This is a genomic window from Balneola sp. (assembly GCA_003712055.1).
Classification (GTDB): domain Bacteria; phylum Bacteroidota; class Rhodothermia; order Balneolales; family Balneolaceae; genus RHLJ01.
Window position 1 is genome coordinate 862,335 of sequence record RHLJ01000001.1, and the last position, 16,063, is coordinate 878,397.

A 16,063-nucleotide genomic window follows, 5' to 3' on the forward strand; every position below is an offset into this window, starting at 1 on the left:
TTAATTTAAATCAACGGCAAACTACCTTCAAATACATTATCGAAATCCGCTTCTTCTTCTACATCAGATTCTATAAGAAGAGCGATTATATCTCCAACTTTAGAACAGGAAATAAAATCCTCGGGATTTAAATCAGGAGTGACCAATCCTTTCTCAATGACCTTACTAACGGTAGTTCTCACACGCTTAGCTTCTTCAAACATCTCAAAACTTTCCAGCATCATGGCTGCTGATAAGATGGTTGCTACAGGATTGGCGATGTCTTTCCCGGCAGCCTGAGGATAGCTCCCGTGAATGGGCTCGTAAAGAGATGTATCACGACCAACCGAGGCGGAAGGCAATAAGCCAATAGATCCAGTAATTACGCTTGTTTCGTCTGATATGATATCTCCGAACATATTTTCGGTCAAAATCACATCAAACTGGTTGGGGCGCTGAATAACCTGCATGGCAGCATTATCTACAAATAAGTATTCCACTTCGATTTCTGGGTAGTGTTCCGATAGCTTTTGTACCGTTTCTCTCCATAAGCGTGAAGTTTCCAGCACATTTGCCTTGTCAACCAGGGTAAGCTTTTTTCGTCTTCGACCTGCTGCCTCAAAAGCCATTTTTGCTATCCGTGAAATTTCTTCGGTCGTATAGCTGCAGTGATCATAAGCCGATTTTCCGTCCTTTGCTCTTCCCTTTTCTCCAAAGTAAATGCCACCGGTCAATTCGCGGTATACTACTAAATCAGTTCCGGTAATTCGGTCTTCTTTTAAAGGGGATCGTTCAATTAATGACTCAAACAATTGAACCGGTCGGATATTCGCATATAACCCAAGGGTTTTTCGAAGCTGAAGTAAGCCTTGCTCCGGTCTCACTTTCGCTTTGGGATTATCATCGTATTTAGGGTCGCCAATAGCTCCAAAAAGAATCGCATCTGCTAACTGGCAGGCCTCTATGGTTTCATCAGGAAGAGGGCTTCCGGTTTCGTCAATTGCTGCCGCACCCACAAGAGCGAAATCATAAACAAAAACATGCTTATATCTATGAGAAATGGCATTTAGAACCTTAATGGCCTGTTTTACTACTTCAGGACCAATACCATCTCCAGCTAATACTGCAATACGTTTTTCCATCTTCTAGAACTCCACGTGTGTTTTCTCGAACGCTTCTATTTTTTCTTTTTTGCTTATCAGGAAATCGATGTCATCATATCCATTGAGTAAGCACATCTTTTTGTAAGGATGGATTTCAAAATACTCAGAGAGTCCCTTTTCTTCTACCGAAATTTGCTGTGCTTCCAAATCGATCGTGATCTCAACAGAAGGATCTTCAGTGACCATACTAAGCAGTTGTGCTAAAAACTCCGGGCTAACCTGTACTGGAAGCAATCCATTATTTAAGGCATTGCCTTTAAATATATCTGCAAAATAGCTCGAAACTACTGCTTTGAAACCATAATCGACCAGAGCCCAGGCAGCATGTTCACGGCTGGAACCACATCCGAAATTTTCGCCTGCAATTAGCACTGAACCTGAATAGGTATTGTCGTTAAGCACAAAATCAGGTTTGGGAGAACCCTCCTCATCAAAACGCCAATCCCTAAAAAGGTTATCTCCAAATCCCTCCCGGGAAGTGGCCTTGAGAAAACGCGCCGGGATGATCTGATCGGTATCAATGTCCTGAACGGGGAGTGGAATAACCGGGGTTTTCAACGTGGTAAATTTTTCCATTAACTCAACACTCCTTCTCCAATATATTCTCGGGCATCTACAATTTTACCTTCTACTGCAATAACTGCTGCAGTGAGTGGGCTCACCAACATCGTTCTGGCACCAGGTCCTTGTCGACCTTCAAAATTCCTGTTTGAAGTGGAAACACAGTATTCGCCTTTAGGGATTTTATCCTCATTCATCCCCAAACATGCGGAACATCCTGGTTCTCGTAGTTCAAAGCCAGCTTCCGCAAGTATTTCATGGATACCCTCATCCCGAGCCTGGACCTCAACCTGTTTTGATCCAGGTACAATCATGGCCTGTACATGCGGAGCCTTCTTCTTTCCTTTCACATAGCCAGCTACAATCCTGAGATCTTCAATTCGACTATTGGTACAGCTCCCAATAAATACATGATTTATTTTCTTGTCAAGAAGCCGTTCTCCAGGTTCAAGTCCCATATACGTTAGCGACTTAAGCAATGCATCCGGATTTTTAACTTCATCCAGTGTTGGGATATACTCCGTGACACCAATACCCATTCCAGGATTGGTCCCATAGGTAATCATAGGCTGAATGTCTTCAGCGTTAAAAGTGAATTCTGCATCAAATTCGGCATCTTCGTCTGAATACAGGCTGCTCCAAAAACTCACCGCTTCATCAAATTGTTCACCTTCAGGGGCATATTTTCTGCCTTTGATATATTCGAAAGTGGTTTCATCGGGAGCGATCATACCGCCTCTTGCTCCCATTTCAATACTCATATTACATATGGTCATCCGGGCTTCCATCGAAAGAGATCGGATAGCTGAACCTGCATATTCCACAAAATAGCCGGTCCCACCAGCTGTACCTAGCTTTGAAATAATATAGAGTACGATATCTTTGGAATACACTCCTTCTTCAAGCTCTCCTTCAATATTGATCCGCATGGTTTTGGGGCGTTGAAGTAATAAACACTGAGTTGCCATTACCTGCTCCACCTGGGAAGTCCCAATACCAAAGGCAATGGTTCCAAAGGCTCCATGAGTAGAAGTATGACTATCCCCACAAACAATGGTCATTCCCGGTTTGGTGATTCCAAGTTCAGGCCCGATTACATGAACAATACCTTGATATTTATGACCCAAACCGTATAGTTCGATTCCAAATTCTTCGCAATTTTTGGTAAGTGTATCGACCTGAAATTTGGATAGCACATCTTTGATTGGAAGATGCTGGTCTTTTGTAGGCACGTTATGATCGGCAGTGGCTACAATACGATCCTTCCTGAATAGACCAATACCCCTATTCCGAATTCCATCGAATGCTTGAGGGCTGGTTACTTCATGAATGAAATGGCGATCTATATAAAGAATTTCCAGTCCACCTTGGACCTTATCCGCCACATGACGATCCCAGACTTTCTCGAATAATGTTTTTCCCATATTTTTGGCTAGGCTGTTTTAGAAGCTGTTCTGGAAAAAAGTACGATTAAATCGTGATCCTGCACTACTTTTTTCTCATCTGCTACAAGTAAAAACTCTTGATAATATCCTTCCATCTCTTCCCTTGTAACATCAAAGCCTAATTTTTTGGCTCTGAAATTCAATGCTGCCCTTCCACTACGGGCAGTAAGCACAATTGAGGATTCGTCCACTCCTACTTCCAGCGGATCTATGATTTCATAGGTTTCCCGGCTTTTTATTACTCCATCTTGATGAATACCGGAAGAATGAGCGAACGCATTAGCTCCTACAATGGCTTTGTTTGGCTGAACAGGCATCCTCATTTTTGTAGATACCAATTCACTAATTGATTTGAGACACCGTGCATTAATGCCTGTATCATAATTTAGATCTTTGTGTTGACGCATAATCATCACTACTTCTTCCAGCGAAGCATTACCAGCACGCTCTCCGATACCATTTATAGTACATTCGATTTGCCCAGCACCATTTGCTACTCCAGCGATTGAGTTTGCTGTCGCCAATCCTAAATCATTATGACAATGGGTAGAAATAGTGACGTTATCAATTCCCTTCACATTCTCTTTGAGGTACTTGATCTTGGCTCCATATTGCCAGGGTAGGCAATAGCCGGTAGTATCCGGAATATTTACTACGGTAGCACCCGCAGCAACCACTTCTTCGATTACTTTTGCTAGAAACTCGTTGTCAGTTCGTCCCGCATCCTCAGCATAAAACTCAACGTCTTCCACAAAGCGCTTTGCATACCTGACTGCAGCAACTCCGCGTTCAATTACATTCTCGCGAGTGGTTCTCAGCTTGTCAAATACATGACTATCTGAAGTTCCGATTCCAGTATGAATTCTAGGCTTGGCAGCATCTTTGATTGCTTCTGCTGCTACTTCAATATCCTTTTCTACCGCTCGGGATAGTGCACATACCGTTGATTCTTTAATTATTGCAGCAATCTTTTGAACAGAATGGAAATCGCCAGGGCTTGAGATTGGGAAACCTACTTCCATCACATCTACCCCGAGGCTTTCCAGTGCTCTTGCTACTTCAATTTTCTCATCGGTATTTAACTGGCAGCCAGGGACCTGCTCGCCGTCCCTTAGCGTGGTATCAAAAATCTGAATTCGGTCGTTTGGCATTGTGCTATTGATTTCTAACTTATCAACGTCATTTACAGATTTGGTCAGAATCCGTAATTGGTGTTCGAAAGTAATTGGCTACCTTCTACTTACGAAACCGAAATACATCTATATTACAACATCCAAAAAACTACAGCTCCACTTAGGAATTAGTTAAAGGTATAATTATAAAAAGCTTACATACTCCGATAAGCGCTTTTTTTTACAATGGCCAACCAGCCCAACGATCACCTATATCAGCTAATTAAATCCCTCACTAAGGCAGAAAAAAGAGGGTTTAAAATTTATGCACTTAGAAATAGCTCCGAGGATGCCAAGTTTATACAGCTGTTTGATGCTATTGATAAAGCGAAGGGATATGATGAAGAACTGATCCTCAGGAAGATTTCCGGGTTAAAAAAAGTGCAGCTTTCTAACCTGAAAGCTCATTTATACAAGCAGATCATGACCAGCCTCAGGCTGAATTATGTAAGCCATAACATAGATATTCAGCTTAGGGAGCAAATAGATTATGCAAGAATTTTGTATGACAAGGGTTTGTATAAGCAGAGCCTGAAAATCCTTGAAAAGGCTAAACTGCTTTCTTACGAACACCATCGTATAACCCTTACTGCAGAGATACTTGGCTTTGAAAAGCTAATTGAATCTCAGTACATCACGCGCAGCCTGAGAAATCGGGCAGATCAACTTATTGAGGAGACAGAAAAATCCATTCAGTCTGTTGATACCTATCATCAGCTTTCTAATCTCGCACTCAGGTTATATGGTATTTATATCAAAGCAGGGCATGTTCGAAGTGAACAGGACTATGATATCACAGAACGATTCTTTGAAAAAGCTCTTTCTCAGATTGATTTAAGCAACGTCGGTTTCTTTGAGCAACATTATTTGAATGTGTCCCATGCTTGGTATAGCCTAATTGTTCAGGACTTTTTGATGCAATACCGCCATGCACAAAAATGGGTTGAGCATTTCCGCAATAATCCGGATATGCTTGAATTAGAGTCTGTATGGTACCTTAAAGGAATGCATGTTCTCCTTGAAGCTTTGTTCATTCTAGGACATTACAGCAAGCATGAGAAAGAAGTACAACATCTAAAATACTTCCTGGATAACCCTCCAATCAGAATCACGGAGAACATTGAAAACCTGGGCTTTCAGTACTATTACACCTCGCGTATTAATGCGCATTTTATGGCGGGTACTTTTACCGAAGGCCTTGATCTAATTCCTGAACTTGAAAAGGAACTTGAGAAATTCGAATCACGAATCGATCCACACAGGATCCTTGTGTTCTATTACAAAATCGCGAGTATGTATTTCGGTGCTGGTAAGATTCAGGAAGCTATTTCTTATCTAAACCGAATCATTAACTACCCTGATCCAAGGCTGAGGGAGGATATCCACTGCTTTGCTCGAATTCTGAATCTCATAGCTCACTTTGAGCTTGGGAACCAAACGCTGTTGGAATACCAGGTTCGCTCTACTTATCGCTTCATCATCAAGATGAACGACCTTAATTCAGTACAAGAAGAAATCCTGAAGTTCCTTCGGAACCTTACCTCTATCAACCCGAAGGATTTAACCAAAGAGTTCGAAAACCTTCGTACTACCCTTCTTGAAATCCAGAAAAAGCCATACCAGCGCCGGGCGTTTTTATACTTGGACATCATATCCTGGTTGGAATCCAAAATTGATCAAAAACCTATCCAGGAAGTCATTAGAGCGAAATTTACTCCCAGAAACGGACGATAAATTTTCTTTGGCCATCCCATTTTTCTGAATATTTATTTCATCTGATGATTGTATTTCGAGGCAAGAAGCTTTTTCTTTGCGAGCAAACAGATTAATTATGTTATCAACAATCATTTCCTTGGTCATTATTAGCGTCATTGGTAAATCATACCGACCAGGGAAAGCTCTATGTTGACAGGACAACGATTTTAAACTAAGCCTTCCCCAACCGGAAGGCTTTTTTTTTGATAAAGAATTAATGGCAGAACTGAACAAATACAGCAAACACATTACGCAAGACGGCTCCCAGCCTGCCGCCCAGGCGATGCTCCATGCACTGGGACTTACTGATGAAGATTTGCAACAGCCTATGATTGGAATCGCAAGTACAGGATATGAGGGAAATCCTTGTAACATGCACTTAAATGATCTTGCTGTTCATATAAAACGAGGTGTAAATGCCCATGCAATGACTGGCCTCATCTTCAATACCATTGGTATAAGTGATGGTATTTCAATGGGAACTCCGGGGATGCGTTACTCCCTTCCCTCCCGGGATTTAATCGCCGATTCTATGGAGTCGATGGTTAAAGGAATGAGCTATGATGGAATGGCTGCAATCGTTGGATGTGATAAGAATATGCCGGGAGCGTTGATGGCAATGCTTCGGATCAATCGTCCCGCTATTCTGATTTATGGAGGAACTATTGCACCGGGACATCATAATGGGAAAAAGTTAGACGTGGTTTCAGCCTTTGAAGCCTGGGGACAAAAAGTATCGGGTTCAATTGATGATAAGGAGTTCAAAGATATCGTAATGAACTCCTGCCCCGGCCCGGGAGCTTGTGGAGGTATGTACACGGCTAATACTATGGCTTCAGCAATAGAAGCGATGGGAATGAGTCTTCCATATAATGCTTCCAATCCTGCCACCAGCGCCGATAAAGTACTGGAATGTGAAGCCGTTGGGGAGCATTTATATGCATTGCTTGAAAAAGATATCAAGCCGAGAGATATCCTTACTAAAACCTCTCTACAAAATGCATTTAAACTGATCACAATCCTGGGAGGCTCAACTAATGCCGTGCTCCATATGATTGCCATTGCTAAAGCTGCTGACCTGGAGTTTACTTTAGCTGATTTCCAGGAAATTAGTGATTCCACTCCTTTCCTAGCTGATTTAAAACCCAGCGGGCAGTATGTAATGGAAGATCTCCATAATGTGGGCGGAATTCCCGGAGTAATGAAGTTCATGCTGAATGAAGGTATGATCGATGGTAGTTGCCTTACTGTAACTGGGAAAAGTATTGAAGAAAACCTGGAGGATATCAGTCCCCTCTCTTCCGAGCAAAAAGTTGTATTCCCGGTTTCTACTCCAATAAAGACAAATGGTCACATTCAAATCCTCTTTGGAAATGTTGCTGAAGAAGGAGCCGTAGCAAAAATTACCGGAAAAGAAGGATTGGCTTTCTCAGGCCCGGCTCGGGTTTTCGACAGTGAAGAAGAAGCCAATGATGGCATTAAAGATGGTAAAGTTCAAAAAGGAGATGTCATTGTTATCCGATATGTAGGACCAAGAGGCGGACCAGGAATGCCTGAGATGCTTAAACCCACTTCAGCTATCATGGGCGCTGGGCTAGGCAAAGATGTGGCGTTAATCACTGACGGTAGATTTTCAGGTGGCTCACATGGATTCGTGGTTGGACATGTAACTCCTGAGGCGCAATCAGGAGGAACTATCGCACTTATCCAGGATGGAGACCTCATCAGTATTGATGCCGAGCAAAATACTATCCATGTAGATCTTTCGGAAAAGGAATTGGAAATCAGGCGAGAAGCCTGGCAAGAACCTCCGCTTAAAGAACAAAGCGGACAATTGTACAAATATGCGAAAACGGTTTCATCAGCCTCGGAAGGCTGCGTGACCGATGAGTTCTAATCAGTCATTCTCAACTCACTCACTATGGGAACGGTAGACACACTCAATCAAACAACGACACAAACAACCTCAACTGAACGAGTTACTGGCGCAGATGCCGTGGTCCGGATTCTACTTGAAGAAGGTGTGGATATGCTCTTTGGATATCCTGGCGGAGCCATTATGCCGGTATATGATTCTCTTTATGATTACCGTGAGCAAATCCATCATGTTCTTGCTCGTCATGAACAGGGAGCAAGTCATGCTGCACAAGGCTATGCACGAGCTTCAGGAAAAGTGGGCGTTTGCCTGGCAACTTCTGGTCCGGGAGCAACGAACCTAATTACAGGATTAGCCGATGCACAAATCGACTCCACTCCTCTTGTTTGTATAACAGGTCAAGTGCCATCTGGTTTATTAGGTAGTGATGCCTTCCAGGAAACGGATGTGATTGGGATTTCGATGCCAGTAACTAAATGGAATTACCAGGTTACACGCGCAGAGGAGATCCCCGAAGCACTTGCCAAAGCTTTTTACCTTGCAAGATCAGGACGACCAGGCCCTGTGTTAGTAGACATCACCAAAGACGCCCAGTTTGAGGAGTTTGATTTCGAGTACAAGAAATGTACTTCCATTCGTAGTTATGTTGAAAAACCCGCCCTTGATTTGGCAAAAGTAGAGGAAGCCGCCGAACTCATAAATAATGCAAAGCGCCCCTACGTACTATTTGGCCAGGGAGTAATACTGGCACATGCTGAAAAAGAATTCAAGGCTTTCATTGAGAAAACGGGAATCCCCTCTGCATGGACCATTATGGGGCTTTCTGCACTTGAAACAGATCATCCATTGAATGTGGGAATGCTGGGCATGCATGGTAATTATGGGCCAAACCTGCTTACTAACGAATGTGATATACTCATAGCTATAGGCATGAGATTTGACGACCGGGTAACAGGTAACCTTTCCAAGTATGCAAAACAGGCAAAGGTCATCCACATGGAAATTGACCCCGCTGAAATTGATAAGAATGTGAAAACAGATGTCGCGGTTCTTGGCGATGCCAAGGAATCCTTGCAAGAACTTATCAAACGAGTAAAACCGAACAGCCATGAAGAGTGGTTGCAGCGATTCAGAGATTGCGATAAGCAAGAACATGAAAAGGTAATTCAAGACGAGCTATACCCTACTTCCGATATACTGAGTATGGGGGAAGTAATTCGATTAATTAATGAGAATACCGGAGGTGATCATATCCTGGTTACCGACGTGGGGCAGCACCAAATGGTGGCTTGCCGTTATTCTAAATTCACTCAATCGAAGAGCAACATAACCTCGGGTGGACTCGGAACGATGGGTTTCGGGCTGCCTGCTGGTTTGGGTGCTGCACTTGGAGCGCCGGACCGAACAGTAATTGCTGTGGTTGGCGATGGTGGGTTCCAAATGACGCTTCAGGAATTGGCTACCATCTATCAGACCAAGGCTAAGGTGAAAGTATTATTACTCAATAATGAGTTTTTAGGAATGGTAAGGCAGTGGCAACAGCTCTTTTTCGATAAGCGATACTCTGCCACAGAAATGATTAACCCCGATTTCCAGCAGATGGTGAAAGGCTTTTATATCCCTACCAATAAGGTTACTAAACGAGAAGAATTAGAAGCCGCAGTAAAAGAATTCATTGAATTTGATGGCGCTTACTTCCTGGAAGTAATGGTTGGAAAGGAAAATAATGTATTCCCTATGGTTCCCAGCGGATCGGGAGTAGCAGAGATCAGACTGGAGTGATACTATGGTACCTTTAGAACAAGAATTTACGATTACGGCATATACTGAAAATCATGTCGGACTTTTGCATCGGCTCACGATTATTTTCACCAAGCGGAAGATCAATATTGAAAGTCTCACTACCTCTGAGAGTGAGATGGAAGGCGTACACCGTTTCACAATTGCAGTAACTGAAACAGAAGAAGTGATCCAGAAAGTGGTGAAACAAATCGAAAAACAGGTTGAGGTATTAAAAGCGGGCTATTATAAGCGCGAAGAAGTGGTTCAACAGGAACTAGCGTTGTACAAAATTCCGACTGAATCCTTAACAAACAGCCTGGAAGTAGAACTCATCGTCAGAGAGCATAATGCACGTTTCCTGACCATTGAAAAAGATTTCGTGGTGATCGAAAAAGCAGGTTATCGTAGGGAAACCGTTGCTTTATTTGAAGATTTACAGCCCTATGGGATCAATGAATTTGTACGTTCAGGCCGCATAGCTGTAGCCCGGCAAGAATATGGCCTCGGTAAACAGGTCAAAGAATTATTGGGGGAAGAAGTTGATGGATAACCAAGATTTTTGCTCGCAAAGACCCACCCCTCAATCCCCTCCGTCGGAGGAGACGCTCGTTGTTTATACTTCTGGATCAGAACAACGAGTCTCTCCTCTTGAGAGGAGAACAAGAGGTGTGTCTCTAAGACACATCCAAAACTAAAAGAAACTCACAAACTAAAAACAACAGAACACACAAATGGCACTTTTAAATTTTGGCGGAGTCGAAGAAGAAGTAGTAACACGTGAGGAATTCCCTCTTGAGAAAGCCAGGGAGACCCTTAAAGACGAAACGATCGCCATTTTAGGATATGGAGTACAAGGCCCCGGACAAGCCTTAAATCTGAAAGACAATGGCTTTAATGTAATTGTCGGCCAACGAAAGAACTCCAAAACCTGGGATAAAGCGGTAGCCGATGGCTGGGTTCCTGGCGAAACACTTTTTGAACTTGAAGAAGCTTGCCAACGAGGAACCATCCTCCAGTTCCTTCTTTCCGATGCGGGACAAATCTCCCTCTGGCCTACCGTAAAGGAGAACCTAACTCCCGGAAAAGCACTCTACTTCTCCCATGGATTTGGAATCACCTATAAAGAACGAACTGGTATTGTCCCCCCGGATGATGTGGATGTGATTCTTGTTGCTCCAAAAGGCTCGGGGACTTCCCTTCGCCGAATGTTCTTAGAAGGCCGCGGATTAAACTCTAGCTATGCCATTTTCCAGGATGCCACAGGAAATGCAAAAAATCGTGTGGTTGCATTGGGGATTGGTGTAGGATCAGGCTACCTCTTCCCTACCACCTTCAAAAAAGAAGTATACAGCGATTTAACAGGCGAGCGCGGAACCTTAATGGGCGCCATCCAGGGAATTTTTGCTGCGCAGTATGAAGTACTTCGTGCAAACGGGCATACCCCTTCCGAAGCCTTTAACGAAACGGTGGAAGAACTTACCCAATCTCTCATGCCTTTAGTAGCCGAAAACGGCATGGACTGGATGTATGCCAACTGTTCTACCACTGCTCAACGTGGCGCACTGGACTGGTGGAAACCATTCCGCGATGCGACAAAGCCAGTTTTTGAAGAGCTCTATAAAGAAGTAGCAGCAGGTAATGAAGCTCAGAAGTCAATCGATTCTAATTCCAAAGATGATTACCGGGAAGGATTAGAACAAGAGCTCCAGGAACTCCGCGAAAGCGAAATGTGGCAGGCTGGTGCTACCGTAAGGACCTTGCGGCCGGAGAATAATTAAACTCTGTTTGTCATTGCGAGCGTAGCGAAGCAATCTCTTCATTTCTACTCATATCCTTGAGATTGCTTCGTCGCAGACTCCTCGCAAAGACTCTACCCTTTAATTGTTATTCTGAGGTTGCCGCCGAAGGATCTAATCGACTATACGACTAGATCCTTCGCAAGTATGCTCAGGATGACTTTTTATTTTTCGGATTTTACACCTGGACTTTATACTTTTTTTTGATGGATGCGATAAAGGGATATTTAATCGATTTTATTTCCAGTAATGGAAATGCTCAAAAATTCGAAAAATGGCTTTATGAACAGGATTCTTCCTTTTTGGAAAACTACTTTGGAGAGAATGGCTATCTAAATCTTATTGGTTATGATTATAGGAAGAAAACTTTCGAGGATGTAGTAGAACTAATTAAGACAAATATTAACCCTGAAGTTAAAATTGAATTTGATAAGGAATTCGAAAAAAGAAAAAAGATGATTTCAGGGGTTTGCGTTAAAAATATAGCTCCTGATTATGATGGAAAGTCATTAAGAAACTGGGGAATTGAAATAGGAGAAGTTTACTCAATAATTAATATTTGGAAAAAAAGAGACTCGATCTTTAAAAAGCGAGTGTATGTTGAATATGTTAACCCTCAGTATCATTTTTTCCCTTCAGGTCTTGTCCCTATGGAACTGTTTGAAATTAACCTAACTAATATTCCTGACCCTTATTTAAAATCCTCATACAGGTTTGGTGAATATAAAATCGAACCTAAAGCATGGTCAAAAGAGTTTTATTTACCTATTAATAAATCCTTTTGGGATGATTTTTATAATCATGACGACAAAGCAGTAGACACTTATCATGATACTTTAAAAGAACTTGGAATAATAACTCCTTGGTAATTCATACTATTTTTCTAGTTCAACTTTACCCACATTCTAAAGTATACAGCCGACAGACCTAAGGATTACAATTCATAACATGGAACGAATTTTTCCTGCATTCGGGTTATTCACCCATTCAACCCAATGCTATGCCAGCAACTAATACTAAAATAGATCTCGATATCGAATATTTGCCAGAAGGTAAATTTGAGATTATTTCTGCTTCCGTAAAGGGCTTAGAATCTAGGTGTAATTCTATCGCTGAGGTAATAGCGCAGGCCTTAGCTGCTGTAGAAGAACAAGATTCTTAGGTTATTTCTATGATACTTTTGAGCGATTGATTCCCGATAACCACCGGGACAGGCGCTAGTACCAAAACCCACCGTAAGGAATGTTAAACCCGTCATGCCGAACTTGTTTCGGCATCTTTATGAGGTTCATGAAACAACTACAAAATGGATAGCTGAACAACGCCCTTCCTTAAGATCTTGAAACAAGTTCAGGATGACCGAAAAGTCTTTTATTGCCCTTCTTAGTGTTCCTTATCCCGAGCTTATACAACTCAAAATTCTGAAGTATCCTTGATAGGTTAATCCGCATTAGAAATTGGAATGGAAAAAGCGAGTTGAAGGATCGGCATACCTGCAAGGTGAATAAATCCGTTCGGGGAGAAAAGTATTAGCGCTTGAGGTAGATCGAAGACCTTCGGATTTATTCAGCCGAAGCTTCATGAGCGCCATTCAAATTTCGCAGCGGAGAGTTTTTGCTACTGAGCCTGCACTGAGGAAGCTCAGTGTCGGTACAAAAGTAGAAGACAAAAGTATTAGAGAAGCTAATCCTCCGATTCAGCGCCCCATTTCCCCCAATCCTCAAACTCTCCATTCTCGATAAGAACCCCTAACACCACGCCTAAGCCTAACCACAACCCCATACTGCCCGTTGCTACACCAATAGCAGTTCCTATTGCTATACCGATTGCGATTCCCATTCCTTTTTCCATGATGTTCTCCTTATCAAAAATTATCAACGGAGTTGGCTACGGTGATTACTTCACTTTGTTTCTCAGTCCACCAAACATTTCTGTATTTGATAATTTGCCCCTCTCCCATTGCCCATTTACTTTCGGGTAGAAAATGAATAAAAAACCGATAATGGACTTACAGGCTAACAAACAAAATGCTATCGCCTTTTATAAAATGGCGTATGAAGGAAGCTCACGAAAAGCTGTTGAACTTTATATTGGAGATGAATACATCCAGCATAACCTTAATGTAGCAGATGGCACTGAGGGATTTATCAAGTATTTCGAACGAATGCAGAATGAATACCCAGATAAATCGATCGAGTTTCTTCGTTGCATTGCGGAGGGAGATTTAGTAGCTCTTCATACACATCAAACCTGGCCTGGAAACGATCAGTACATAACCATGGACTTCTTCCGATTTGATGAACGAGGTAAAATATGTGAGCATTGGGATGCTATTCAACAAATACCTAAGCACCCGGTAAATCCTAATACGATGTATTGATCAAATCATTTACTTTCCAGGTAAGTAATCACAAACCTAATCCATCCTGCTATGAAAACCATGACCTGCAAACAACTAGGTGGAGCCTGTAATATTGAATTCCGTGCCGAAACTTTTGAAGAAATGGCTGAACTCAGTCAACAACACGGAATGGAGATGTTTCAGAAACAAGACGAAGCTCATATTGAAGCCATGCAAGCTATGAGTGAGCTAATGAACGATCCTGAAGGACTTCAACAATGGATGGATGGGAAACGCGCAGATTTTGAAGCATTACCACATAGCTAATACATTAGTCGAATAACATATTTTGCATAAGCTAAGGGTATTATTTTTTTGGGGGGCTTTTTTTGTATTGCTGTGTTCAGGCTCATTGCTTGCTCAGGAGATCAAACCGAATACGCGTGTATCAGTCTCCCTGATTGGCCATATGGTTATTCAACCAGGAATCCAGGTTGGTTCTGAGTTTTTTTTAGACGATCCCATTCTTGAAAACCCGGATAGGCAGAAAACCCGATATATCAGTGTTGAACCTAAGTTAGGATACTTTACACGATATAATCTCACAAAGAACTTCTTGGCACAAACAGAAGTGGGGATTTTAACGATCAAAGAAAAACGACGCGTTAACTATAAAACCTCGGTAAGTCTTGGCTATTTGTTAGAATCCAAAACAACTTCTTTTTCGGTGAATCTTGGTACGGGATCAAAATCAAACGAAGAAACAGAAACAAACCACTTCTTCCTCCCTTCCATCAACCAGGAAATTATTGGCTCACTAGGAGGTAACAACTTTTGGTTTAATAAATACTCTCTGGGAAAACGATTTGGTACTTCTACAAACTCCATGACTTTTTTCGTCGAACTCGGAATTAAATTTAGTATATGATGAGTGATTCTATTTCCAGAAGAGAACTTCTAAAAAAAGCCTCCATCTTTGGAGCAGGTTCGCTCTTTTTACCTGCTTTTCTTTCTTCCTGTGATGATAGTGTCTCTTTTTATGAGGAATTCGATGTCAACTTTTCAGGAGATGTGCTTGTAATTGGCGCAGGTACTGCCGGGTTAATGGCTGGCCATGTACTCAATCAGTATGGAATTGATTTCCAGATCCTGGAAGCGTCCTCAGTATTTGGAGGAAGGGTGAAAAAAATAGATAGTTTTGCTGATTTCCCGATCGATTTAGGTGCCGAGTGGATTCACACTGACCCCTCAATACTGGCTACTTTGCTAAATAACCCTGATGAAACGGCTAATATCGACATCATCAATTATTCCCCATCCGAGCTATACATCTGGAAAAATGGAAAACTCAGAAAGAGAAACTTCTTCACAAATTTCTATGCAGAATGGAAGTTCAAAAGTTCTACCTGGTTCGATTACCTCGAAGATTACATTGTTCCAGGGATATCAGGTCGAATTATCTATAACAGCCCGGTTACTGAAATCGATTATTCCGGAAACAGGGTAAGAGTTACTACCAATGAAAGTACTGTATATGAAGCAGATCGGGTTATTGTAACTGTTCCACTCACGATTTTGAAGAAAAACCTGATCGATTTTGTACCGTCTTTCCCTTCCGAAAAAACAGCTGCAATGGAGAAGGTAGATATGCCGGATGGAATAAAAGTTTTTATGGAATTCTCAGAGCGCTTTTATCCGGAAATGCTATTTGACAGAGGACTTATCGTAGATACCTTAGACGGGGAAAAACTCTACTATGATGCTACTTTCGGTAAGGATACCGACCGAAATATCTTTGCTCTTTTTACTGTAGGTGAACCAGCAACCGTTTATGCTCAATTCGAAAATGATGCTGATCGCATAGCGTACATTCTGAATGAGCTTGACGAGATTTTTGGGGATGATGCCAGCAGAACTTATATCAAACATGTTACTCAAAACTGGTCAGCTGAGCCTTATATACAAGGTTCATATACTCACTATGATGATTACTCCGTTCAATCAACGCTGGTTGAACCTATTGATAATAAGATCTTTTTTGCAGGAGAAGCTTACCCGGAAGATTCTTCTACAGTTCACGGTGCAGGACAATCGGCTTATGAAGCTGTCAGATTAATTCTTGAAAATGGATAATCACTCCGGCCTGATTTCTAACATCCGAAGGTATGTTTCCTTTTCTCGTGATGAGGCACA

General features: G+C 42.1%; 15 protein-coding genes. 10 read left to right on the plus strand and 5 right to left on the minus strand.

The genetic code is table 11. From position 1 onward, the window contains the following. Positions 1–5: 5 nt before the first annotated feature. The 4 genes from leuB to ED557_03885 are packed head-to-tail and all read right to left on the minus strand — an operon-like array spanning position 6 to position 4,299. Positions 6–1,121 carry a 3-isopropylmalate dehydrogenase gene (leuB, locus tag ED557_03870; GenBank protein ID RNC85917.1) on the minus strand — a complete coding sequence of 372 codons (1,116 nt, stop codon included), beginning with the start codon at positions 1,119–1,121 and terminating at the stop codon, positions 6–8. A gap of 3 nt (positions 1,122–1,124) precedes the next feature. Then, on the minus strand, positions 1,125–1,718 hold the full coding sequence (leuD, locus tag ED557_03875) for a 3-isopropylmalate dehydratase small subunit (protein ID RNC85918.1): 594 nt from the start codon (positions 1,716–1,718) through the stop codon (positions 1,125–1,127). Next, positions 1,718–3,127 (minus strand): 3-isopropylmalate dehydratase large subunit, encoded by a 1,410-nt coding sequence (leuC, locus tag ED557_03880; protein RNC85919.1) that lies wholly within the window; start codon positions 3,125–3,127, stop codon positions 1,718–1,720. The genes leuD and leuC overlap by 1 nt, the downstream gene beginning before the upstream one ends. A gap of 8 nt (positions 3,128–3,135) precedes the next feature. Further along, the gene (locus tag ED557_03885) at positions 3,136–4,299 is read right to left on the minus strand and encodes a 2-isopropylmalate synthase (protein RNC85920.1); all 1,164 of its coding nucleotides are present in this window, start codon (positions 4,297–4,299) and stop codon (positions 3,136–3,138) included. A 207-nt stretch (positions 4,300–4,506) separates the two neighbouring features. On the opposite strand from ED557_03885, the gene ED557_03890 reads away from it, so the two are divergent. The 6 genes from ED557_03890 to ED557_03915 all read left to right on the plus strand — a co-directional run bounded on the left by ED557_03890 (position 4,507) and on the right by ED557_03915 (position 12,398). Next, a complete protein-coding gene (locus ED557_03890; protein ID RNC85921.1) occupies positions 4,507–6,054 on the plus strand; it encodes a hypothetical protein in 1,548 nt (515 codons plus the stop codon). A 238-nt stretch (positions 6,055–6,292) separates the two neighbouring features. Further along, the gene (gene ilvD, locus ED557_03895; GenBank protein ID RNC85922.1) at positions 6,293–7,972 is read left to right on the plus strand and encodes a dihydroxy-acid dehydratase; all 1,680 of its coding nucleotides are present in this window, start codon (positions 6,293–6,295) and stop codon (positions 7,970–7,972) included. A 24-nt stretch (positions 7,973–7,996) separates the two neighbouring features. Beyond that, complete coding sequence (ilvB, locus tag ED557_03900) at positions 7,997–9,733, plus strand: biosynthetic-type acetolactate synthase large subunit (GenBank protein ID RNC85923.1); 1,737 nt, start codon at positions 7,997–7,999, stop codon at positions 9,731–9,733. A gap of 4 nt (positions 9,734–9,737) precedes the next feature. After that, positions 9,738–10,283 carry an acetolactate synthase small subunit gene (ilvN, locus tag ED557_03905; GenBank protein RNC85924.1) on the plus strand — a complete coding sequence of 182 codons (546 nt, stop codon included), beginning with the start codon at positions 9,738–9,740 and terminating at the stop codon, positions 10,281–10,283. A 181-nt stretch (positions 10,284–10,464) separates the two neighbouring features. Then, a complete protein-coding gene (gene ilvC, locus ED557_03910; GenBank protein ID RNC85925.1) occupies positions 10,465–11,511 on the plus strand; it encodes a ketol-acid reductoisomerase in 1,047 nt (348 codons plus the stop codon). A 224-nt stretch (positions 11,512–11,735) separates the two neighbouring features. Next, complete coding sequence (locus tag ED557_03915) at positions 11,736–12,398, plus strand: hypothetical protein (GenBank protein ID RNC85926.1); 663 nt, start codon at positions 11,736–11,738, stop codon at positions 12,396–12,398. 814 nt (positions 12,399–13,212) lie between these two features. Here ED557_03915 and ED557_03920 read toward each other — a convergent pair. Beyond that, entirely contained in the window at positions 13,213–13,407 is a 195-nt protein-coding gene (locus ED557_03920) for a hypothetical protein (protein RNC85927.1), read from the minus strand. A gap of 124 nt (positions 13,408–13,531) precedes the next feature. Here ED557_03920 and ED557_03925 point away from each other — a divergent pair, with 124 nt between their 5' ends. The 4 genes from ED557_03925 to ED557_03940 are packed head-to-tail and all read left to right on the plus strand — an operon-like array spanning position 13,532 to position 16,003. Next, positions 13,532–13,909 (plus strand): hypothetical protein, encoded by a 378-nt coding sequence (locus ED557_03925; protein RNC85928.1) that lies wholly within the window; start codon positions 13,532–13,534, stop codon positions 13,907–13,909. 51 nt (positions 13,910–13,960) lie between these two features. Then, positions 13,961–14,197, plus strand: a complete 237-nt coding sequence (locus ED557_03930) for a DUF1059 domain-containing protein (GenBank protein RNC85929.1) — start codon at positions 13,961–13,963, stop codon at positions 14,195–14,197. 22 nt (positions 14,198–14,219) lie between these two features. Continuing rightward, positions 14,220–14,798: a hypothetical protein gene (locus tag ED557_03935; protein RNC85930.1), complete on the plus strand. Its 579-nt coding sequence runs from the start codon at positions 14,220–14,222 to the stop codon at positions 14,796–14,798. Continuing rightward, the gene (locus ED557_03940; protein ID RNC85931.1) at positions 14,795–16,003 is read left to right on the plus strand and encodes an FAD-dependent oxidoreductase; all 1,209 of its coding nucleotides are present in this window, start codon (positions 14,795–14,797) and stop codon (positions 16,001–16,003) included. Before ED557_03935 ends, ED557_03940 begins: the two co-directional genes overlap by 4 nt. Positions 16,004–16,063 lie beyond the last annotated feature (60 nt).

Coding starts and splice junctions, on each gene's coding strand:
- leuB (RNC85917.1), bottom strand. CDS start 1,121: ATGGAAAAACGTATTGCAGTATTAGCTGGAGATGGTATTGGTCCTGAA.
- leuC (RNC85919.1), bottom strand. CDS start 3,127: ATGGGAAAAACATTATTCGAGAAAGTCTGGGATCGTCATGTGGCGGAT.
- ED557_03930 (RNC85929.1), top strand. CDS start 13,961: ATGAAAACCATGACCTGCAAACAACTAGGTGGAGCCTGTAATATTGAA.
- ilvD (RNC85922.1), top strand. CDS start 6,293: ATGGCAGAACTGAACAAATACAGCAAACACATTACGCAAGACGGCTCC.
- ED557_03885 (RNC85920.1), bottom strand. CDS start 4,299: ATGCCAAACGACCGAATTCAGATTTTTGATACCACGCTAAGGGACGGC.
- ilvC (RNC85925.1), top strand. CDS start 10,465: ATGGCACTTTTAAATTTTGGCGGAGTCGAAGAAGAAGTAGTAACACGT.
- ilvB (RNC85923.1), top strand. CDS start 7,997: ATGGGAACGGTAGACACACTCAATCAAACAACGACACAAACAACCTCA.
- ED557_03925 (RNC85928.1), top strand. CDS start 13,532: ATGGACTTACAGGCTAACAAACAAAATGCTATCGCCTTTTATAAAATG.
- leuD (RNC85918.1), bottom strand. CDS start 1,718: ATGGAAAAATTTACCACGTTGAAAACCCCGGTTATTCCACTCCCCGTT.
- ED557_03890 (RNC85921.1), top strand. CDS start 4,507: ATGGCCAACCAGCCCAACGATCACCTATATCAGCTAATTAAATCCCTC.
- ED557_03940 (RNC85931.1), top strand. CDS start 14,795: ATGATGAGTGATTCTATTTCCAGAAGAGAACTTCTAAAAAAAGCCTCC.
- ilvN (RNC85924.1), top strand. CDS start 9,738: ATGGTACCTTTAGAACAAGAATTTACGATTACGGCATATACTGAAAAT.
- ED557_03915 (RNC85926.1), top strand. CDS start 11,736: ATGGATGCGATAAAGGGATATTTAATCGATTTTATTTCCAGTAATGGA.